21 protein-coding genes are annotated in these 20758 nt (G+C 65.4%); 10 read left to right on the forward strand and 11 right to left on the reverse strand.

Annotated features, from left to right (window positions below):
* Positions 1 to 101 precede the first annotated feature (101 nt).
* Together ABE543_RS05095 and ABE543_RS05100 are read right to left on the reverse strand one after the other, a co-directional pair.
* Positions 102 to 698 (reverse strand): hypothetical protein, encoded by a 597-nt coding sequence (locus ABE543_RS05095; RefSeq protein ID WP_053518156.1) that lies wholly within the window; start codon positions 696 to 698, stop codon positions 102 to 104.
* The gene (locus ABE543_RS05100; protein ID WP_346475385.1) at positions 698 to 2473 is read right to left on the reverse strand and encodes a S8 family serine peptidase; all 1776 of its coding nucleotides are present in this window, start codon (positions 2471 to 2473) and stop codon (positions 698 to 700) included. Before ABE543_RS05100 ends, ABE543_RS05095 begins: the two co-directional genes overlap by 1 nt.
* Before the next feature lie 286 nt (positions 2474 to 2759).
* On the opposite strand from ABE543_RS05100, the gene ABE543_RS05105 reads away from it, so the two are divergent.
* Positions 2760 to 3200 carry a DUF2231 domain-containing protein gene (locus tag ABE543_RS05105; RefSeq protein WP_053518153.1) on the forward strand — a complete coding sequence of 147 codons (441 nt, stop codon included), beginning with the start codon at positions 2760 to 2762 and terminating at the stop codon, positions 3198 to 3200.
* Positions 3193 to 4503, forward strand: a complete 1311-nt coding sequence (locus ABE543_RS05110; RefSeq protein WP_322522814.1) for a sorbosone dehydrogenase family protein — start codon at positions 3193 to 3195, stop codon at positions 4501 to 4503. Before ABE543_RS05105 ends, ABE543_RS05110 begins: the two co-directional genes overlap by 8 nt.
* A gap of 130 nt (positions 4504 to 4633) precedes the next feature.
* On the opposite strand, the gene ABE543_RS05115 is transcribed toward ABE543_RS05110, so the two are convergent.
* Positions 4634 to 5296, reverse strand: a complete 663-nt coding sequence (locus tag ABE543_RS05115; RefSeq protein WP_346475386.1) for an exopolysaccharide biosynthesis protein — start codon at positions 5294 to 5296, stop codon at positions 4634 to 4636.
* A gap of 149 nt (positions 5297 to 5445) precedes the next feature.
* Between ABE543_RS05115 and yidA the strand changes: the two genes are divergently transcribed.
* Positions 5446 to 6279: a sugar-phosphatase gene (yidA, locus tag ABE543_RS05120; RefSeq protein WP_065174342.1), complete on the forward strand. Its 834-nt coding sequence runs from the start codon at positions 5446 to 5448 to the stop codon at positions 6277 to 6279.
* Between the two features lie 213 nt (positions 6280 to 6492).
* Here the strand turns inward: yidA and ABE543_RS05125 are convergent, their stop codons facing one another.
* Genes ABE543_RS05125 through ABE543_RS05140 form a run of 4 tightly spaced genes read right to left on the reverse strand, consistent with a single transcriptional unit; the run spans position 6493 to position 10876 of the window.
* Positions 6493 to 8385 (reverse strand): phosphoethanolamine--lipid A transferase, encoded by a 1893-nt coding sequence (locus ABE543_RS05125; RefSeq protein ID WP_346475387.1) that lies wholly within the window; start codon positions 8383 to 8385, stop codon positions 6493 to 6495.
* Between the two features lie 49 nt (positions 8386 to 8434).
* The gene (locus ABE543_RS05130; protein WP_346475388.1) at positions 8435 to 8854 is read right to left on the reverse strand and encodes a diacylglycerol kinase; all 420 of its coding nucleotides are present in this window, start codon (positions 8852 to 8854) and stop codon (positions 8435 to 8437) included.
* Positions 8855 to 8914: 60 nt separating this feature from the next.
* A complete protein-coding gene (locus tag ABE543_RS05135) occupies positions 8915 to 10177 on the reverse strand; it encodes a HAMP domain-containing sensor histidine kinase (protein ID WP_346475389.1) in 1263 nt (420 codons plus the stop codon).
* A 3-nt stretch (positions 10178 to 10180) separates the two neighbouring features.
* Positions 10181 to 10876 carry a response regulator transcription factor gene (locus tag ABE543_RS05140; RefSeq protein WP_053518144.1) on the reverse strand — a complete coding sequence of 232 codons (696 nt, stop codon included), beginning with the start codon at positions 10874 to 10876 and terminating at the stop codon, positions 10181 to 10183.
* A 194-nt stretch (positions 10877 to 11070) separates the two neighbouring features.
* Between ABE543_RS05140 and ABE543_RS05145 the strand changes: the two genes are divergently transcribed.
* Positions 11071 to 11508, forward strand: a complete 438-nt coding sequence (locus ABE543_RS05145) for an NUDIX domain-containing protein (RefSeq protein ID WP_340044322.1) — start codon at positions 11071 to 11073, stop codon at positions 11506 to 11508.
* Between the two features lie 7 nt (positions 11509 to 11515).
* On the opposite strand, the gene ABE543_RS05150 is transcribed toward ABE543_RS05145, so the two are convergent.
* Positions 11516 to 13021 carry a YifB family Mg chelatase-like AAA ATPase gene (locus tag ABE543_RS05150; RefSeq protein ID WP_111187240.1) on the reverse strand — a complete coding sequence of 502 codons (1506 nt, stop codon included), beginning with the start codon at positions 13019 to 13021 and terminating at the stop codon, positions 11516 to 11518.
* A 28-nt stretch (positions 13022 to 13049) separates the two neighbouring features.
* On the opposite strand from ABE543_RS05150, the gene ABE543_RS05155 reads away from it, so the two are divergent.
* From ABE543_RS05155 to ABE543_RS05175, 5 genes are all read left to right on the forward strand, one after another.
* Positions 13050 to 13403: a hypothetical protein gene (locus tag ABE543_RS05155; protein WP_346475390.1), complete on the forward strand. Its 354-nt coding sequence runs from the start codon at positions 13050 to 13052 to the stop codon at positions 13401 to 13403.
* 4 nt (positions 13404 to 13407) lie between these two features.
* On the forward strand, positions 13408 to 13611 hold the full coding sequence (locus ABE543_RS05160; RefSeq protein WP_128988335.1) for a hypothetical protein: 204 nt from the start codon (positions 13408 to 13410) through the stop codon (positions 13609 to 13611).
* 312 nt (positions 13612 to 13923) lie between these two features.
* A complete protein-coding gene (locus ABE543_RS05165) occupies positions 13924 to 16917 on the forward strand; it encodes a TonB-dependent receptor (protein ID WP_346475391.1) in 2994 nt (997 codons plus the stop codon).
* Between the two features lie 552 nt (positions 16918 to 17469).
* Positions 17470 to 18072 (forward strand): DUF998 domain-containing protein, encoded by a 603-nt coding sequence (locus tag ABE543_RS05170; protein ID WP_197571361.1) that lies wholly within the window; start codon positions 17470 to 17472, stop codon positions 18070 to 18072.
* A 104-nt stretch (positions 18073 to 18176) separates the two neighbouring features.
* Positions 18177 to 18611 carry a DUF4279 domain-containing protein gene (locus tag ABE543_RS05175; protein WP_197571360.1) on the forward strand — a complete coding sequence of 145 codons (435 nt, stop codon included), beginning with the start codon at positions 18177 to 18179 and terminating at the stop codon, positions 18609 to 18611.
* Between the two features lie 4 nt (positions 18612 to 18615).
* Here the strand turns inward: ABE543_RS05175 and arr are convergent, their stop codons facing one another.
* Entirely contained in the window at positions 18616 to 19050 is a 435-nt protein-coding gene (arr, locus tag ABE543_RS05180) for an NAD(+)--rifampin ADP-ribosyltransferase (RefSeq protein ID WP_197571359.1), read from the reverse strand.
* 126 nt (positions 19051 to 19176) lie between these two features.
* Positions 19177 to 19428: an accessory factor UbiK family protein gene (locus tag ABE543_RS05185; RefSeq protein ID WP_053518135.1), complete on the reverse strand. Its 252-nt coding sequence runs from the start codon at positions 19426 to 19428 to the stop codon at positions 19177 to 19179.
* A 154-nt stretch (positions 19429 to 19582) separates the two neighbouring features.
* On the opposite strand from ABE543_RS05185, the gene ABE543_RS05190 reads away from it, so the two are divergent.
* A complete protein-coding gene (locus ABE543_RS05190; RefSeq protein ID WP_005411374.1) occupies positions 19583 to 19921 on the forward strand; it encodes a P-II family nitrogen regulator in 339 nt (112 codons plus the stop codon).
* A 147-nt stretch (positions 19922 to 20068) separates the two neighbouring features.
* Here ABE543_RS05190 and ABE543_RS05195 read toward each other — a convergent pair whose 3' ends face one another.
* Complete coding sequence (locus tag ABE543_RS05195; protein ID WP_053518133.1) at positions 20069 to 20728, reverse strand: RIO1 family regulatory kinase/ATPase; 660 nt, start codon at positions 20726 to 20728, stop codon at positions 20069 to 20071.
* Between the last annotated feature and the right edge of the window lie 30 nt (positions 20729 to 20758).

A 20758-nucleotide genomic window follows, 5' to 3' on the forward strand; every position in this document is an offset into this window, starting at 1 on the left:
CTGACATGGGGAGAGAACCGGGCCGCCGGTCGACTCCGGCAAAGTCCCCGGCCGGCCGGGAGAGCCGGCCCGCCGGGGATACCACACAACGCTTTACCGCCTTACTTGGTTTCTTCCCACTGCACGACGTCGGGCTCGGCGGCGCGGATGCCGGCGGTCGACAGCAGTCGTGTGGTCGCGTCCAGTGCGGCGTTCACCGATGGGTACTCGACGATCGCACGGCCGGAGGCCTTGGACACCTTCACCACGGTGCCGCCGGTGGCCGTTGCCGCGCGCTGTGCGGAGGCTGCATCGGTGAAGAAGACCTTTACCCGGGAGGTGGCCACCACCGGCGCGCCGTCGCTTGAAACGGCGGCGGCGAACTTGCCGGCACCAGCATCCAGACGTGCAGCGGCACCGGTGCTGCTGGCGTCGGTGGAGCGCTTGCTGCGGGTACCGGTGGCGGGCGCCGGTGCGTCGGTCGAGGGCGTGATGCGGAACTCACCGCCCTTGGCCTGCTGCACGGTAGCCGACGGCGCCAGCTGGAAGCGGGTCGCGCCCACGTTGAACGCGCGGCCCGTGGCCCTGGCCTTCAGTTCCTGTGCGTCCACGGCAGACAGGCTCCGGGCTGTGGGGGCCTGGGTCGAGCTCTGCGCCCAGGCGGTAGAGGAGATCGCCGCGACGGCGAGGGTGGTCAGCAGAATTGTCGTCTTCATCATCAGTGCCCCAGAACGCGGATCTTGAAGAATTCGAGGCTGCCGCGCGACGCTGCGTTCGCGGACTGCCCCATGTCGGTCACTTCCAGGGTCCAGGTGCCGTTGCCGGTCTCATCCAGGAAGGCGTTGCTGGACAGCAGGTCCCAACTGGTGAAGTTGCGCTGGATCGCCACGGAACCCGACAGGCCGGAGCCGATCGAGGTGAACGCCGGTTGCACCACGCTGCGCGTACCGCTGGGTGAAACCAGCACGAACTGCAGCTGGCGGGTGTTGCTGTGATTCACCCGAAAGCCCAGCTGCACCGATTCGATGTTGCGTGCGACATTGGCCAGCTGCACCGTCAGCCGCGCTGCCGCAGCGGAGGTGTTGCCGATGGCGACCCGGCGCGTGGTGTTGCGCCACCCGCTGTCCACCAGCGGGCCCAGCGACTGGAAGTTCTCTGCGACCTCCACCGCGCGCGCTGCGTTGACCACGCCGAAGCCGTACCAGTTGCTGTAGGCCCGGTTTGCAGCGTTGACGGTCCAGCCCGGCACCAGCGTGCGTCCATCGGCGAGTGTCACGGCAGGCTGGTTGGGATGGTTGCGGGTCGCCGTGGTGGCCAGGATGTACTTCACGTCGCGGTAGGTCAGGTTCGGATTGGTTTCCAGCACCAGCGCCGCCACGCCCGACACCATCGGCGCCGAGGCCGAGGTGCCGTTCATCTTGGCGGTGTAATTGCAGGTGTTGTCGACAGCGGACTGATTGCCGTCCAGCGTGTTGCGCAGGCTCGTGTTCTTGTTGCTGCCCTGCGCGCAGCCGGTGACATCGGTGGTGACGATGGCCGGATCGTAGCGGACGGCAGGCTGGCCCGGGACGACCTGCCGCTGCCAGCCGTACTCGCCACCGAATGCGGACACCCACAGCGCGGCACCGGTGGACGAATAGGACGAACGCACGCCGTCGGCGCGCACCGCACCCACGGTGATCACATTGAACAGATTGTTGCGGGGGTCGCGGCCGGCAGGCACGCAGCCGGTGCCGCGGTTCTTGGTGTCGGTGGTGCAGACATCCTGCGTCTGGCTGATCGATGCGTTGTTGAAGTTGTTGCCGGCGGACTTCACGTAGATGCCGCCGCTGCCGCCGCGCGTGCCGGACAGCGCCTGCTCGTACGCGCGGATGTCGTTCTCGCTGAACGCGAACGGCAGGTTCGGGTTGCCCGGGCCTGCGCCCCAGCTGTTGTTGAACACCTGCACGTCGGCGGCCTCGGCGCCGTCCCACCACGAGTACTCGATGTTGGCCGTCTGGCTGCCGCTTGCATCGGAGGCCAGTACGTTGAAGCCCTTCAGCGTGGCCGCCGGGGCCACGCCGCGCACGCCCACGCCGTTGGCGCCCACCGCGCCGGCAATGCCGCCGACCATGGTGCCGTGATTGTCCACATCCGGAGCGGAGGGGGAGGGGTTGTTGGAGTTGTTGGCAAAGTTCTTGCCCGCCACGGCTGCCACATTGGCGGCCAGGTCCGGGTGGGCGATCTGCAGGCCGTCGTCGACGATGCCGATTATCACTCCTTCGCCGCGGATGCCATTGCGGAACAGCCCATCCACGTTCAGATCATTGCCGGCAACCGGGCGCGTGTCGCCCTGTACCGCTTGCCCGGTGTTGAGCAGATGCCATTGGATGCCGGCCAGCGGATCGGCCTGCTGGGCCTGGGCGGTCACGGCCAAACTGCCCAGTACCAGCGCAGTGGCCAGGGCCAGCCGCGCGGAGCGCGGTGGCGCGGAGTGGTGCGTGTGTCGCTTCATACACGAATCCTTCTGTTGTGAATCGGCCTGGCAGGACGGCGGGACGGAATTGCCCCATCGCAACGAGCCAAACGCGACACAACTGAGAACCCCCTACCTCTTCACGGCAGCAATCTGCAGATGTGCCGATTGCGTCACAAACACTCATGCCCCGTGGTAATGACGACTGCGCATTCCTGTTGTAAGGCCGAGCCTGGCCTCGTCGCAGAACCGAAGGCTCATCGCGCGCCTTCACCACCGACTGTGCTACCAAGGCCCCTGCACTTCCCCGCAATGGAGCAGGACGATGGTCAATCCGCTGGCCCAGGCCCATCGTGGCCTTGGCACGACGCTGTTCAGCCTGTTGAACCCGATCCCGTTCGGCTTCTTCGTCGGCGCCCTCATCTTCGATGCCATCTACCTCAACTCTGCCGAGGTGATGTGGGGCAAATCCGCGGCGTGGCTGATCACGTTCGGCCTGCTCATCGCCATCGTGCCGCGACTGATCAACCTGTTCGCCGTCTGGCGCCGGGGCAACACTGCCACGCGCATCGACCGTCTCGATTTCCTGCTCAATCTGGTGGCGGTCGCCTTGGCCATCTGGAACGCCTTCGTGCACAGCCGTGATGCGTATGCGGTGGCCGTTCCCGGCACGATCCTGTCGGCGCTGACCGTTGCACTGATCGGTCTTGGCCATGTCCTGTTGTCACTGCAGCCGCCGGTGCTGCAAGGAGGCCGTCATGGTTGATCGCATCGTGCCTGCTGCAGGCGGGCTGGTCCTGGCCGCAATCCTGTCGGCGTGTGCCGGCAAAGCCGAATATCACCCCAGCGAACAATCCGGTGCGCATCCGCCGCTGCCGGCGCCGGAGAACTACCTGATGCCGCCCATGCAGGTACCGCGCGGGGTGGGCTGGGCCGATGGGCAGGCGCCGTCGGTGGCCGACGGACTGAAGATCGAGCGCATCGCTGCCAACCTGCAGCACCCGCGCCGCCTGCTGACCCTGCCCAATGGCGATGTGCTGGTGGTGGAAGGCAACGGCCCGGGCACCGAGCCGGTCACCACCCCCAAGCAATGGATTGCCGGCAAGGTGAAGGCGCGCTCGGGCAAGGCCGGCAAGGGAGGCAACCGGGTCACGCTGCTGCGGCGCGCGCCCGGCACTGCCACATGGACCCAGCACGTCTACATCGAGGGCCTGCATTCGCCATTCGGCATCGCCCTGATCGGCGACACGCTGTACGTCGCCAACACCGACAACATCATGAAGTACCAGTACGTGCCCGGCGAAACGCGCATGTCCGACAAGGGCAGCGAATTCACCGACCTCCCCAGCACCGTCAACCACCACTGGACCAAGGATCTGCTGGCCAGCCGCGATGGCAGCAAGCTGTACGTGGGCGTGGGCTCCAACAGCAACATCACCGAAAACGGCCTGGCCATCGAGTACCGGCGCGCGGTGGTGCTGGAGGTGGACGTGGCGACCAGCGGCAGCCGCATCTATGCCTCCGGCCTGCGCAACCCCACCGGCCTGGACTGGGAACCCAGCACCGGCAGGCTGTGGGCAGTGGTGAACGAACGTGACGAGATCGGCGCCGACCTGGTGCCGGACTATCTCACCTCGGTACAGGAACATGGTTTCTACGGCTGGCCGTACAGCTACTACGGCCAGCATGTGGACGAGCGTGTGCAGCCGCAGCGGCCGGATCTGGTGGCCAAAGCGATCCGCCCGGACTACGCCATCGGTTCGCACGTGGCACCGTTGGGGCTGCTGTTCTATACCGGCCAGGCACTGCCGGCGAAGTACCACGGCGGCGCCTTCATCGGCGAGCATGGCAGCTGGGACCGCTCTCCGCTGAGCGGCTATGAAGTGGTGTATGTGCCATTCAAGGATGGCAGGCCGACGGGACGTCCGCAGACCGTGGTCAGTGGCTTTGCCTCGGAGGACGAGAAGACATTGAGGGGCGCACCGGTGGGCATGGCCATCGACAGCGAGGGCGCCCTGCTGGTGGCCGACGACGTCGGCGATGTGGTGTGGCGTGTGTCGGCCAGGTAGCTCTGCAGAGTCCAGCCATGCTCGACTGCTCTGGATCTGGCTTCTGTAGGGCCGAGCCCATGCTCGGCCTACGCGCGCAGCGCTGGGTTTCCGCGTACAGGTCGAAGAGCAGCCGAACGTGGGCTCGGCTCTACAGTTCCGTGGTACCGCTGCGGAACCCGCTGAACACCGATTCGGCCGCAAACCCGACGCCGCCCAGCAGCACGCCGAAGTACGCAACCGTGGCGACAAGGAAGGCATAGCCGGCTGCCACCGCCGCGCCATCACGCTGGATGAAGCCGATGGCGAAGGACATCAGGGCAAGTGCCGGCAGCGTGTTGCTGAAGGGAATCGGCCCGGCCGGCGCCATCAGCAGCAGCGTGGCCACGATCAGGGCCAGGTTGTTCAGGCGCATCATCTTCTTCGAGCGCACCATCACCGCCAGCCGCATCGGTCGCGACAGGCGCTCCATGCGGTGCACCCACTTCAGTGCGCGGCCAAGGTTGGCCTTCAGCTTGTCGGTGGCGATCTCGCGACGGGCCAGCTTCCGGGGCACCCACAGCGGGCGGTTGCGCACCCGGCTCAGGCCGATCAGCAGGATCGAGGCACCGAATACGGTACTCAGCCCGGGAATCGACACCGGAATGATGAAGATGGCCGAGAGCAGGATCACGATCAGCAGCAGGCCTTCATCGCCCAGCGCGCCGAGCAAGGTGCCGACGCTGACCTGGTCACCGGGCAGCTCGTCGATCATCTGCTCGATCTGCTGGGCCAAGGGGGCGCTGTCGTTGGTTTCGGGGGCACGGTAGGTCATGCGTCGCAAGCTTCTCCAGGGAAGGGCGGTCAACGGGCCGTCCTGCGGTGTGGGACGCACAGGCTCTGGCAGTATCCCGGCCAACGTGGGCAAAGAGGTGAACCGGGCATGAGGGGGTAAACTGGCGTGCCCCGCATGAGTTGAACGCAATGGACATGGGCCGCAGGCAATCGACCGTCGAACTGGTCGCCATCGACATGGATGGCACCCTGCTGGATCCCACCCACGCGCTCACCGCACGCGCCAAGCAGGCTATCGCGCAGGCGCGCGCGCTGGGCGTGCACATCGTGCTGACCAGTGGCCGCCCGGTCCCCGGCCTGGCGCCGTTCCTGCACGAACTGGGCATCGATGGCAACGACGACTACTGCATCGCCTGCAACGGCGGCCTGGTGCAGCGCATCGGCACGCGTGAAACGGTGGTCGAGTACCCGCTCAGCTTCGACGATTTCCTGTTCTGCGAGCAGGTGGCGCGCGAACTGGGCGTGCACTTCCAGGCGCTGGACAGCCAGCGCATGTACACGCCCAACCAGGACATCAGCTATTACACGGTGGCCGACTCGCACCTCTCGCGCATGCCGCTGTCGTACCGCCGAGTGGCCGACATGGATCCCACCATGTCCTTCATCAAGCTGATGATGATTGATGAGCCGGAGGTACTGGATGCGGCCATTGCGCGGTTGCCCAGTGAGCTGACCGAGCGTTTCGCGGTGCTGAAGAGCGCACCGTTCTTCCTGGAGGTGTTCGATCATCGTGCAGGCAAGGGCCCCAGCCTGCAGAAACTGGCGGAGCACCTGGGGATCGACCGTGCCAACGTCATGGCCATCGGCGATCAGGAGAACGACCTGACCATGCTGCAGTACGCCGGCACCAGCGTGGCGATGGGCAACGCGATCGATGCGGTGAAGGCCGTGGCGCGCTTCGAGACCACCACCAATGCCGACGAGGGCGTGGCGCGCGCGATCGAGCGCTTCGTGCTGCGGTAGGGTCCGCGGCGGTAGGCCGTCTCCTGCGTCGACGCAAGGTTCACACAATGTTGCCGCGTCATGCTTCCTGGCATGGCCCAGTCCGATTCCGCCCAACCACCGATCCGTCCGGGCGTCCGAGCATGCCCGCGACCCGCGCCCTGCGCTGTGCCCGGGGTCGATCTCGACGCCGAATATCAGTTCTGGCAGGTCTATGAGCGTCTTGTCCGCCCCCTACCCGGCGGGGGCCTGCGGCGGGCCTGGCTGGTTCTGCAGGCGGTCTACCGCACCCGCCTGCGATTTCCTGCGGACACCCAGGAAGTCGCGCTCGCGCGGGTCATGTTCGGCAGCAATACCACCGCCGAGCGTTCGGCCGAACTGCAGGACCTCTACGGTCTCGTCAGTCGCCGTCTGGCAGCCGTCGCTGCCCGGGGCAGAGGTGCCTCGCGCAGCGGGGCAGGCGATCGCGCGAGGAGCGGACCCCGCTGATGGCCCGCGGCATCCGGCGAAGACATCCAGCCCGGCGTGATACTCGGTGGTACTGACCTGGAACAGGCCCAGCAGTGAGTGGAACAGGTTGTCATGGCTGAACACCCGCGTAGCCGCATCGCGGCGCAGGCACGCAGGATCCAGTCCTGCATGGGAGGCGAACTGCGCGGAGAACCACATGATCATGGGCACCTGGGTCTGCTCCTGTGGCGCGATGAGGTAGGGCGTTCCATGCAGGTACAGGCCGTGCTCGCCGAGTGACTCACCGTGGTCGGAAACGTAGATCAGGGCCACATCGCGGTCGTCCGAGTAGGACTGCAGCAGGTCGATCGCACTGCCGAGCATGCGATCGGTATAGACAAGCGTGTTGTCATACGTGTTGACCAGCGCTTCATTGCTGCACTTCTGGATCTGGTTGCTGTCGCAGGTTGGACTGAAGACACGGGCGTCTGCGGGGTATCGCTGGAAGTAGGTGGGGCCATGGCTGCCCAGCGGGTGCAGAACGACGAGGCCGTCGCCCTGCATGGCTTCGATGCGCGATGACAGCCCGTGAAGGAGGATTTCGTCAAGGCACGTGCCATCGTCGTTGGTACACAGGCTGTCGACCTTCAACTGTCCCATGTAATCCGTCGGCACCCGCGCACACACGCCTTTGCAGCCGCCATTGTTGTTGTCACGCCAGACCACGTCGACACCGGTCTTCCTCAGGATGTCGAGGACGTTCTCCTGCGACGCGGCCCTCTCCGCATCGAACCGTGTGCGCGGCATGGATGAGAACATGCACGGCAGGGAGATCGCGGTGGCGGTCCCACAGGACGATACGCTCTGGAAGCTGATGACGTTGTCCTTGCGCGACAGCATCGGGTTGGTGGGTCTGTCGTAGCCGTTGAGCTGGAAATTCCGGGATCGGGCGGTCTCCCCTACGACGAGGATCACCAGCCGGGGTCGGGGGCCCTGTGCACGCACGGCGTCGTCGGCCAAGGTGCGCAGCGGCTGGAGACGGGCGCGGTGGCTGCTGCCGAGATGGCCATAGGTGTGCCGCACGATGTTCAGTGGCAGTACCTGTTCCCTCAGATAGCGGTTGTTCCGCAGCAGCGATGAATAGTCCTTGTAGAAGCCCAACGCAATGGTGACGAGCACCATCATCGTGGCAAGAACGTTTGCCAGCCACACCAGGGAGGATCGCAGCGGACGGCCGTGATTGCCCGTCCGCATGAGCAGCAGGATGCATGAGGGCAGCACGCCCAGCAGGAGGACGGACAGCACCAGCGGGAGCGAGAAGTAGGAAGCCATCTCGGCCTGATTGGTCTCCAGCACGTTCTGCACCATGCTTCTGTCGATCAGTACGCCGTAATGCAGCATGAAGTAGCTGGCGGCGCTGCTGACGATCAGCAGCAGCGCCAGAAGCGGCTTGCGCAGCAAGGGCAGCATCCCGACGGGTGTCAGCAGGAGGTTGAACAGGCAGAACAGCAGCAATGGCAACGAGCCGATGAACAGTGCGCTGCGAAAGCCATGGATCTCCACGATGGACCACAGGCTCTTCCAGAGGGCCATGTTGCCCGCCGTTGCGAAGAACGCGGCCGAGAGCCAGACAAGCGTTACCGGATGTGGCCGATGCCACGTGAAGCAATCGCGCACGTGCAGATCCTGCGGAGCCAGAGAGGCGCGCAGTATCTGGACGCGTTCATCAGGAAGTTGTCAGCTGCGGATGCGGACCCAGCAGGATCACCGCCCATACCAGCGCGACCATCACAAGCACCACGGTCTGCGCAGCGCTGCCCATGTCCTTGGCGTTCTTTGACAGGGGGTGGTACTCGAGCGAGATGCGATCGACCACCGCCTCGATGGCCGAGTTGAGCAGTTCAACCACGAGGCTCAGCAGGCTGACGGCCAGCATCACGGAACGCTCCACCGCGCTGATGTCCAGCACACAGGCGATCGTCATGAGCAGGCCGTGCAGGACAAGCAGCTGGCGGAATGCTGCCTCCCCGCGGAATGTGGCGATGAAACCGTCGCGTGAGTGAATCAGGGTGTGCAGGATGCGTCGGAATCCGGTTCTGCCGTGTCGGTACTTGCCGTCACCCTGCGGTGCGTGCTGCTGCTGCATTGTTGACCTGCCTCTCCATGAAAAGGTGGCCAGAATGTGGCTGGCAATGTCAGCAAAGTGTCAGGCACGCGCTTGCGGCGAGGACAGGTGAAGCAGGAATCGGCACCCCTGAGCAGATGTCTCCACCTTCATCTGCCACCCAAGGTGCTCTACCACGCGCTGCACGATGGACAGCCCCAGCCCTTCGCCATCCTGGCGTGCGCTGGGAAGGAACCTGCTGAACTGGGCAGGGTCGATGGTCGGGGGCAGGCCCGGACCGGTGTCGGCGATGGCCAGCTCGCCCTCCCGCAGGGTGATGCGGACCTCGCCCCTGTCGGTGTACTGGCAGGCGTTGCGCAGCAGATTCCATACGACGCAATGCGCCAGCTCCGCATGGGTGACCACAGTGACCTCCTCTGGTGCATCCAGCCGCAGTGTCATGGGCTTCCCTGCGAGCCAGGGTGCACAGCGTGCCATGCACTCCTGGACAATGGCACGCAACGGGACGTCGGTCAGAGAAAGGCTCGCAGGGGATCTGGAGAGCAGCAGCAGGCAGGTCAGCTGGCGTTGCATCTCCTGTGTGGTCCGCAGGATGCGGTCGGCGCTGGGCAGCAGATGGCTGTCGGGCGGCAACTGGTGAAGCAGTGTCTCGGCCGCGCCAGCGATGATGGCCAAGGGCGTACGCAGCTCGTGGCTGGCGTCTCCGGCAAAGCACCGCTCGCGGTGCAGGAACCGCTCCAGCTCATCGCTATGCTGGGCAAAGGCACGCGCAAGAACGCCGATTTCGTCGCGCGCGTCCTGGTACGGGAACGGCTTGGATGTGCGCTGCACCGCCTCGGAAAGTCGGGTGATCGGAGCGATGACGTGGGCCGACGTCAGTCGCCCGATCCAGTAGGCGCACAGTACGCAGGTCAGGATGACCAGTGCGGCGAAGGCATTGATAAGGTGTTCAAGGTAGGCATAGTGCTCGCCGTCCTGGAGCAGGTAGTAGCGCTTGCCCTCGACGTCGAACACCCGCAGGTGCCACTCGTTGGGTGCGGGCTCGCCGTGGTAACCGGGACCATACTGGCGCAGCACGGTCGGCACGTTCTCCTCGTCATAGAGCTGACTGTCCTGCGTGACCACGCGTGGTGATCCAAGGCGGATCGCATCCTCCAGCCTGCGCACCTCGCCATCCTGCGCCCGTGAGACCGCCGAGGCGCGTACCTCGTCATAGTCGACGAGCTCGACCACGGCGATGAAGCACATGGCTCCGGCCATCAGCAGCACGAAGGACACCGTGATGCGCGTCCGCAGCGACATCCGTTGATAGATCGACGTCCACGCCGTCGGTCCTGTCGGCATGACCTACTCCGGTTGCCCGGGCGCGGGGTTGGAAAGACGCCAGCCTACGCTGTGTACCGTTGCGATGAGCGGGTAGTCGAAGCGCCGATCCACCTGCAGGCGCAACTCGTGGATATGCGTTCGCAACGCGCCACTGTCAGGCGGCTCGTCACCCCAGATCAGGTACTCCATCTCCTGCTTGCGCACGACGGCCGGCGCCGCCCGCACCAGTGAAACGAGCAGTTTGTGGGCCGTCGGCGTAAGGCTGATCGCCTTGCCGCACCGCCATGCCTGCGGCGAGCGCGTATCCACCTGCAGCTCCTGCCACGCGATCACCGTGTCCACCTGCCGGCCCTGGGCTCGACGTACCAGGGCCTTGATGCGGGCATCCAGCTCGGCCAGTGAGAACGGCTTGACCAGGTAATCATCCGCGCCCAGGGCAAGGCCCTGCACCCGGTCGTCCACCTGGTCGCGCGCGGTGAGCATCAGGATCGGTATGGGGTTCTGGAACTCCTGCCGAAGCCTGTGGCACAGCGTCATCCCATCGAGGCGGGGCAGCATCAGGTCCAGCAGAACGGCGTCATAGTCGTTCTCCGTCGCGCGGCGCAGCCCGCTGGCGCCGTCCCGCGCATCGTCCAGCACGTAGCCCAGTGGTTCCAGGAACGCATACAGATTGGCTACCAGCTCAGGATTGTCTTCAATGATGAGCAGGCGTGTCATGGGCCGCGCGCATGAGGAGACATGAAGCCCGAACTTTGGCCGATCCACCGACGTTTGCCAAGCCTCGTCGCCCGTTCCGCCAAGGGCCCGCACGCCGTGACTGCGGCATGAAGCAGCTGCGCATGTTCTTTTTCATCTCTTGAGCTTTCGCCTATCGTGTGCGGTCCAGCGGGCATCGACAGACGGAGGAAATCATGGAGACCAGACGATCGGCGCGCCTGGTGATCGTCGATGAAGACGGAAGGCTTCTGCTGTTCCGGTACCACGACGAACACCACGCCCCCTTCTGGGCGACCCCGGGCGGTGAACTTCTGCCGGGCGAAAGCTATCTGGACGCGGCGCGGCGCGAGCTCCGGGAAGAAACCGGACTGAACCTGCAGATCGGCAGGCTCGTTGAGGAAAGGGACGCCGTCTATGCGGTCGCCCGTTCGACACCCGCGCGATGGCTGGAGACGTATTTTCTGGTTCACGCTCCGGTACAGCCAGCCATTCGACGTGACGGCTGGACAGAAGAGGAGAACGCCACGATCACAGACTGGAAGTGGTGGCGCGCAGAGGAAATGAGAGAGCAGCCTTCCTGCGTGTTCAAGCCGGAATGGCTGCCGGGATTGCTGGAGCGGCTGCGGTCATGACGCAGCATCACTGGCTCGCCTTCCCCCGATCCAGCTGTCGATAGCCAATCGCCTCGGCCAGATGCGCGGTCTGGATGTTCTCGCACCCGGCCAGATCGGCAATCGTGCGTGCCACGCGCAGAATGCGATGCATCGCGCGCGCTGACAGTTGTAGGCGCTCGATGGCGTGTTCCAGAAGATCCTGGTCGGCCTCGCCCAACCGCGTGCACGCGCGCAGCGCAGCGGGCGGCAGATGCGCATTGAGTCCCCCGCGCATCTGCTGCCGCGCATGCGCAGCCTCCACCCGCCCGCGCACCGCATCACTGGGCTCGCCCAGCGGCGTGCTCTCGCGCAGCTCCACCGCATCCATGCGCGTCACCGCGATGTGCAGGTCGATGCGGTCCAGCAACGGGCCGGAGACTCGGGCGCGATAGCGGGTAATTCGCTCATCGGTGCACAGGCAACGGTTGCTGCGGTCGCCGGCCCAACCGCAGGGGCAGGGGTTCATCGCCGCGACCAGCTGGAACCGCGCCGGAAACATCACGCTGCGTGCAGCGCGGGCGATGCGGATGTGGCCCGATTCCAGCGGCTCGCGCAGGGTCTCCAGCGCGCTGCGGTTCCACTCGGGAAGTTCATCCAGGAACAGCACCCCATGGTGCGCCAGTGATATCTCGCCGGGGCAGGGCGGATTGCCGCCGCCCACCAGTGCCGCAGCACTGGCGCTGTGGTGTGGCGCGCGGAACGGTCGTTGCCGCCATCGCTTCGGGTCCAGCCCTTCGCCGCTGACCGAGGCGATGGCCGCCAGCTGCAAGGCATCGATCTCGGTGGACGCCGGCAGCAGCCCGGGCAGGCGTGAGGCGAGCAGGGTTTTGCCACAACCGGGGCTGCCGATCAGCAGCAGATGGTGCCCGCCGGCCGCAGCCACTTCCAGCGCGCGCCGTGCATGCACCTGCCCGCGCACATCGGCCAGATCCGGCAGCGGCAGGGGCGTGGTGTCCACCCGCTCAACCTGCGGCAGCAGGCGCGGATTGCCCAACCCGGCGCAGCATTCCAGCAACGTGCGGGCCACGCGCACGTCGGCGTGTTCGGCCAGCGCCGATTCGGCCGCATTCCCCGGTGGGACCACCAGGATGCGGCCCGCTTCGGCCGCCGCGATGGCGGCGGGCAGCGCGCCTGCAACCGGGCGCAGCTCGCCGGTCAGGCCCAGCTCGCCCAGGAACTCGTACGGCAGCAGCGACTGCGGCGGGATCTGGCCACTGGCGGCAAGAATGCCCAGGGCGATGGCCAGATCGTAGCGCCCGCCTTCCTTGGGCAGATCGGCGGGCGCCAGGTTCAGGGTGATGCGCCGTTGCGGGAAATCAAAGCGCGCGCAGAGCAGCGCCGCACGTACGCGTTCGCGCGACTCGCGCACACTGGTTTCGGCCAGACCGACGATCTGGGTGGCGGGCAGGCCACCGGAAAGATGTACTTCCACCCGCACCAGCGGGGCCTCGACCCCGGCGCGGGCACGGCTGTAGACCAGGGCCAGGCTCATGTGTGCTTCCTGCAGAGAGAGAGGCTCGATGGTGCGGCCGTCACTCTGTCCGTCGCCATCAGGCATTGCTGGCCAGGCGCCTAGGGCTTTCCTGCGCAAGCTGGCGCTCAGCGACGTGCGCCTGCGCCGCATGGTCCGCTTCGATCCGGCGATAGAACCGGACCCACGCGAACCTGCTGAGCGTGCGACGCTGATCGACGACTGCCTGAGCAATGAAGCGTCGTCCAAAGCACTGGCCGAGGCATCGGTGTTCATGCGACAGTCGATGGCGAATCATCGCGTCGGCGACTTCGCTGATAGCAAGCAGTTCGCGAAGGGAACGTCGTATGAAAGGCCGCAACCTCATGTATTCCAAATGAAGAGAGGCAAGAAGAATGATTGACCGGATGAAGTTCGAACTGCCCGGCAAACCGGCCTACTGGGTTGCCGTCGGCATACTCTGTGCCCTGATCGGCCTGGGCATGGACATGAACATGGGGGGCATCGTGCTGTCAGTCGGCGAACCGGCCAAGTGGGGTGGCTTCGGCGCATTGATCGGCACCAGCGTCGGTCTGATGGCGGTATTCGGCAAGCGTTCCGCGCCACGCTGACCGCGCAACGCCGAACCGGCGCGTATGCGGCGGGTGGTGTCCATGCGCGACGGGCGCCGACCTCCTGATTTTCGCTAGCAAGTGGCGGCACCGTGTCGTCGGTGCTCAGCTGGTTGAAGCTCACTTCATCGAAGCTGCGTGGCACGAGGGGGGGAGGCACCGACGCGCGCGCGGCTCGGTATGACCGTCGGCCAAAAGCAGATAACCACTGAGCATTTCTGCATTGGGGCGCGGGCGGGGTTAATGAATGTGCGATGTCTGGTCCACCGATTGCGGCTGGCATTGCTTCCCCCACTACCCGTACAGCCCACGATGACGACAGCTCGTTCTTCACTGCGCCCGCGATTGCTGGCGTTGGCGGTGTTGCTTGCCACCGCGTCTCCCACACTTCATGCACAGTCCACCACCGGCGCGATCGCCGGACAGGCGCCGGCCACCGCCCAGCGCATCTTCGTTCGCAGCGATACCGGCCTCACCCGCGAGGTGACGGTCGATGGGCGAGGCCGCTTTACCGTCGGCCAGCTGCCACTGGGCCGCTACGTGGTGGAAGCACGCGATGCCGAAGGGAACGTGCTGCAGACCCGCGAGGGCATTTCGCTGACGGTAGGCGCCAGTACCGAGGTGTCCTTCGCTGACGTCACCCGGCTGGACGGTGTGCAGGTCAGCGCCGACCGGGCCGCGGCTGCGATCGATGTCAGCAGCGTGGACTCGCGCACGGTGATCACGGCCGAGCAGCTGCAGCGCCTGCCACTGGGTCGCTCGGCCGAGGCGATCGCGCAGCTTGCGCCCGGGGTCAACGGCAACAGTGGCAATGGCACCTATGCCGGCCCGACCGGTGCACAGCTGGTGAGCTTCGGCGGTTCGTCCGCTGCCGAGAACGCTTACTACATCAATGGCTTCAACAGCACCGATCCACTGCGCGGTCTGGGTGGCCTCACGCTGCCCTACGGCAGCATCGACCAGCAGGAAATCTACACCGGTGGCTACAGCGCCAAGTACGGCCGTTCCGATGGCGGCGTCATCAATGCGGTGGGCAAGCGCGGCACCAATGAGTGGCGATTCGGTGGCCAGGTCACCTGGGAACCAGCATCCACGCGCTCGGATAAGGACGATGTGCGTTACCCGGGCAATGGCGCGCTGTATTCACCGGAAAGCCAGGACCGCGAGTGGGTGACCACGCAGAGCATCTACGCCGGTGGCCCGCTCCTGGAAGACCGGCTGTTCTTCTTCGGCTCGTACGAGCTCGAGCGCCGTGAGGGCACCGACGTCAAGAATGTGGAGGCGACCAATGCCTACTCCCGCTATGAGTACGACCGCCCGCGCTGGTACGCCAAGCTGGACTGGAACATCACCGACAACCACCTGCTGGAACTGACCGGAGCCTCCAGCCGCAATGTCTTCCGGGGCGATAGCTTCGCTTACGACTACGACACGCTCACCCGCGGTGCGCAGCGTGGCAAGGAAGACACCACCAAGACCGGTGGCGACCTGTGGACGGCCAAGTACACCGGCTACCTGACCGACCGGCTTACCGTCAGCGCGCAGTATGGCGAAATGCGTACCGATGACTACATCGGCAACCCGGCCTACGACGGCAGCCTGACCTACATCAGCAGCGCCACGCTTCAGAATCCGGCGCTGAACGGTGGTACGCCGATCACCAATGCGCAGACCACGTCGCTGCTGGTCAACCCGGATCGCGGCAACCGCAGCAACAACCTGCGACTGGATGCGAACTACAGATGGGGCAACCACAGCATCACGGTCGGCATCGACAACCAGAATGCCCGTGCGCTCAACCGTGGCTCGGTGGCCTCCGCCGACGGTTACTACTGGATCTATGGCCAGTCCAACCCGAACGTGCCCCTCAATACCGGCCTGGGCGTGCCGGCCACCGGCGGCATCCGCAATGGTGAGGACGGCTATTACGTGCGCCAGTACATCTACAGCGCACTGGCGTCGGTACGCGCCTCGCAGCGGGCGCAGTACATCGAGGACAACTGGCAGGTGACCGACCGCCTGCTGTTGAACCTGGGCCTGCGCCTGGATCAGTTCACCAACTACAACCGCGATGGCGACGCCTACATCAAGCAGACCAGCGGTCAGTGGGCGCCGCGGCTGGGCTTCAGCTGGGACGTCGACGGCGACGGGCGCTTCAAGGTGTTCGGCAACGCGGGTCGCTACTACCTCGCGCTGCCGCTCAACCCGGCCTTCAACGCGGCGGGCGCGACGCTGGCCACCTCGACGTACTACACCTATGGCGGCATCGACAGCAACGGTTATCCAACCGACCTCACCGCGTTCTCCGGCGCGGTGTCGGCCAACAACTACTACGGCGTGCTGCCCGATCCGAAGACGGTGGCGACCTCCGGCATCGAGCCGTCCTACCAGGACGAGTTCATCCTGGGCTTCAGCAGGGCGCTCGGCCAGAACTGGGTGTACGGCGCGAAGGCGACCTATCGGGTGCTGCGCAGCGGCGTGGATGACTACTGCGATATCGGCGCGGTGCTGGCCAAGGCCGACAGCCTGGGGTATGACGTCACCAAGGACAGCAATCCGGTCAGTTGCTGGTTGATCAATCCTGGCCGTGCGAACACCTTCAATCTGGTCGATACCAGCGGCAACTACGTAAGCGTGCCGCTGACCAATGCCGAGATGGGCTTCCCCAGGTTCAAGCGCAACTACTACGCGGTGAACCTGTCGCTGGAGCACCCGTTTGATGGCCGCTGGTATGGCCGGGCGGACTACACGTGGTCGCGCAGCTATGGCACCACCGAAGGCCAGCTGCTGTCGGGCATCGGCCAGACGGCGGTGTCGACCACGCAGGCCTGGGATTACGCGCAGCTGATGGAACACACCAACGGGCCGCAGAGCAACGACCACACCCACCAGTTCAAGCTGCATGGTTACTACCAGTTGACGCCGGAATGGCTGGTCTCGGCCAACCTCAAGGTGATTTCCGGCGCGCCCTTCAGCGCGTTGGGTTCGTATGGCCCGAACTTCGAAGACCCTTCCGGCTACGGCATTGCCTACCACTTCTACAACGGCCAGCCCGCGCCTCCGGGCAGCCAGGGGCGGCTGCCCTGGCTGAAACAGCTGGATCTGGGTGTCTCCTACCGGCCTTCGGTGGCGGCTGGGCGGCTGGGCTTCAACCTGGATGTGTTCAACGTATTCAACAGCCAGGTGGCGTTGTGGAAATCGCCGTACTCCGAACTGGATCCGGGGCAGCCGGACCCGCTGTACGGCGCAGCGACGGTGCGGCAGGCACCGCGCTCGCTGCGCGTCAGCGTGAGCTACGACTACTGAGGGAGTGCGCCGGCACGGGCCGACATGAGCTGCCAGCGGTAGGGAGGCGGACGATGCGTGGCTCGAAAACCGGGTTGTGTTGGGCCGGCGGGCACGGAGGCCCCCACGCACCGCCCGCCTTAGCCGGCAGGCGTAGACTTCATCACAACGGCGGGTTTTCGAGGCCCGGCCACCGATGCACGGTGGCGGAGCAACGCTTGCCCGCCGTTGTGGGGAGTGCCAAGGGATCGGGCCAATGCGGCCAGGCCCGAGACGTTTCCGGCATTGTCGTATAGGGAGGAGTGGCGCGAGAGGCTTGAACGGCGGGGCTTTCGGTACTTCTGCGACGGCCCCGTCAGATTCGTCTGTTGGAGGGAGAAGAGTGCGTTGATTGCGACAGCGTGCGGCGCGCGTCTGCGAAGGTGCGAGTGACTTTCCACCTATTGACCGTCCAGCGCGCCACGGCGAGTCTGACTGCCGCGGCAGTCACTGGGATGTAGCTGCCCGCAGGACGAGAAGTGGCGTTTGAATGGATTCGCCGACCCGTGCAGACCCCGACAAGGATCATTGCAGATGTTGCGCCACAGCCGACCTCTTCTTTTCGCGGGTCTGATACCCCTGCCATGGTTCCTGTTCTGGACCACCGTTGCTGCGATGCTCGCACCCGGTTACAACCCGATTGCACAGCACGCCAGCGAGCTGCTGCAGGCACCCGTGCTCGCAAGCCTGTGCGGACGGATCGCCGCCATCGGCTGCGGGCTGGGGTTCGTACTGTTTGCCATTGCGCTATGGCGGGAATCCGGTCGCCGGATCGCCGTGGGTGCCGCCTGCTGGATGATCTTTGGCGTCTCCATGTTGACCAATGGGCTCTGGCCCATGGGTCATCCGATGCACGGCTTCTACGCCATCGGTATCGCGAACATCATTGCGCCGGCGATGTCGCATATCGAACTGCGGGCCTGGTCGGCCAACCGAAGGGCCTATGCCGTGACTGCCGTGGTGAGCATCGCGGCAGTGGTCTATCTATGGTTGAACCTGGTGGGCGCGGATCCGCAGGGTTTCAGGGGACTCACCCAGCGCCTGTTCTCTTCCATCAACTCCCTGTGGCCCTTCCTGGTCGCGCTGTACCTGCTGCGCAGGGGGCCAAGTGCACTACAGACGCAGCCCGCGCATTGATGGACAGGCGTGCCAGGCACTCGGCAATCGCGCAGGTCCGATCAAGGCTGACATCGACGGGACGCGCATACTGAAAGACATTCCGAAAAGACGACCCGACTTCAATGGCAGCATTCGATCATTCCCTGGTAACGCTCCGATTTTTCGGCGACGACCTTCTGCCGGATGAGATCAGTGCTCTGCTGGGGGCGGCTCCAACCGCCTCGCATCACAAGGGCCAGGAACTTGCAGCCAGCCACTCGGGCGTCGTGCGTATCGCCAGGACCGGAAGCTGGCGGATGGCCGCGATGCGTCGTGAGCCTGAAGATCTGGAGGCTCAGATTTTTGAGATCCTTGATCAGCTCACCGGAGATCCCGCCATATGGAAGTCGCTGGCACGGTTCCGGCCTGACCTGTTCTGCGGCCTTTTCATGGGCAGCAGCAATGATGGTGTCTCGCTTTCGCCCAAGGTCCTGCTCGCCCTGGGAGAGCGCGGCATCGAGCTCGGCCTTGACATCTACGATGCCGATGAAGATGTGCGCAACGCTCAGCACCAATAGACCATCAGTTGATGATCTCGCCACTCCCCGATGCGACGAATTCCCTCAACTGCCGGATGAAGTCCGCATCGTAGGGTTCCCACTCGGTGATCTCACCGACAATCCGCAACGGCTGTGCACTGCGATACGACCGTGTCGGGTTCCCGGGAAACTTCTTGTTGGTGACGTTCGGATCGTCCTCGAACGGCCCGGTCGGTGCCACCACGTACACACGCGGCCGCCCCTCGCCCCGGGCCATCTCCGCGGCCAGCCCGGCGCCCTTGGCAATCGTGGTGAAGTAGACGTGGTTCATCACCACGCCATCGCGATAGTTGGAGCTGTAGCCCGCAACCAGCAGATCGCCCGTGGCCAGGTCGGCCCGGGTGCCGTGATAGAACGGCCCGGCGACCTGATCGCAGGTGTCCTGCGAAACGGGTGTCCATTCGGTGTCCTGCGTCATCGCGATACCCCCAGGTTGTCCTGCCGGATCGACAGGCCGGCGAGTCTAGGGGGCCAGGTGGGCCTTGCTGCAAGGCCCCATCCGGGAAATAATCTGTAAGTGGGAGGCGCAGTGCGCCTCCTTTTTTCATTCTGCGGCGCGGCGCCCTTCCAGCTCGCGCACCGCTGTTTCCAGCGCATCCAGCTTCTGGCGGGTCTTCAGCAGCACCGCGCGCTGCACTTCAAATTCCTCGCGCGTGACCAGATCGAGCTTGGCCAGCCCAGCCTGCAGCGCGCTCTTGAAGGTGGCCTGCAGTTCCTCGCGTGATTCGCGCAGGCCCGGCGGCACCAGGTCGCTGAGGCGGCGGGCGAGGTCATCGATTTGGTTCAGGTCGATCATGGGGTGCTCCGTGGGTGGCGCCCGCGCATCAGGCGCGGGCAGGCCGTTCAGCCACAAGGATACTGCCGGCGCGCGCTGCCCGGACAGGCAGCCGCGGCGTCGCACCGGGCGCGTTCAGGCGCTATCCTCCACGCCGGAAGACAGGAGATCGACGATGAAGATGGTCATGGCGGTGATCAAGCCGTTCAAGCTCGACGACGTGCGCGAAGCGCTGGCCGAGCGTGGCGTCACCGGCATCACGGTGACGGAGGTCAAGGGCTTCGGCCGCCAGAAGGGGCATACCGAGCTGTACCGTGGCGCCGAGTACGTGGTCGACTTCCTGCCGAAGGTGAAGCTGGAAGTGGCCGTGACCGATGACCAGGTGGAGGCGGTGGTGGAAGCCATCGTCAAGGCGGCCGGTACCGGCAAGATCGGCGACGGAAAGGTATTCGTGTATGACCTGGGCAGCGTGGTGCGTATCCGTACCGGCGAGCTGGACGCAGACGCGCTGTAAGCCGTCCGGCGGGATGTTGTAGAGCCGAGCCGATGCTCGGCTGCCGTTCCGCTGTCATGTAGAGTCGAGCTTGCTCGACTCTACAAAGAGCAGCCGAGCATGGGCTCGGCTCTACAAGGAGCGGTAAAGCGGTGAGCGGAGCGACGCTTACCGGCGCTTCGCCCACTTATAGAACCGCTTCCAGCCCTGGCGCACTGCGGCCACCCAGCCGGGGTCGGCCACCAGGGCGGCCTGGGTGGCGCTGGGCGCCTGCCCGGTCACGCGCTGGCGGATCTTCAGCAGGTTCTTCATGTCGCTGCGGCGCATCTGCCGGGTCAGCGGATTGCGGCGCAGCCAGCGCGGTGCGCGCCAGGCCGAGGTGAAGTCCAGCAGCACCGGTACGCCGCCGCTGACCACCACGTTGGTGCCGTGCAGATCGTTATGGGTGATGCCGGCCGCATGCAGGCGGCTGAGTGCGTGCTGCAGCTGCTCGAACACTTCATTGCCGACTGCCTGGGCGGTGCTGAGGGTCTGGCCGGGAATGAACTCCATGCCCAGTGCCAGGCCTCCCAGTGTTCCCAGCAGCGCCGGCGCGTGCTTCCAGCCGCCCAGGCGCTGCAGCATGCGCGCTTCACGGCGCACCATCAGGCGTGCGACCAGCGACAGCGGCGTGCCGCGATAGCGGGAGTAGTCCTTGATGACGGCCTCGCGGCCATCCAGGCAGGTGCGATAGACATCGGGGGCCAGCAGGCGTTCGCCACGCTTGAGCAGCAGGGGCGTGGTGGCGTCATCGCCGCAGGTCTGGCAGGGGGAGGCAGGAAGGGGCATGGCGGGGTCTCGGACGACCCGGTGGGCGGC

This window comes from Stenotrophomonas sp. TWI169 (assembly GCF_039674705.1).
GTDB lineage: Bacteria > Pseudomonadota > Gammaproteobacteria > Xanthomonadales > Xanthomonadaceae > Stenotrophomonas > Stenotrophomonas maltophilia_P.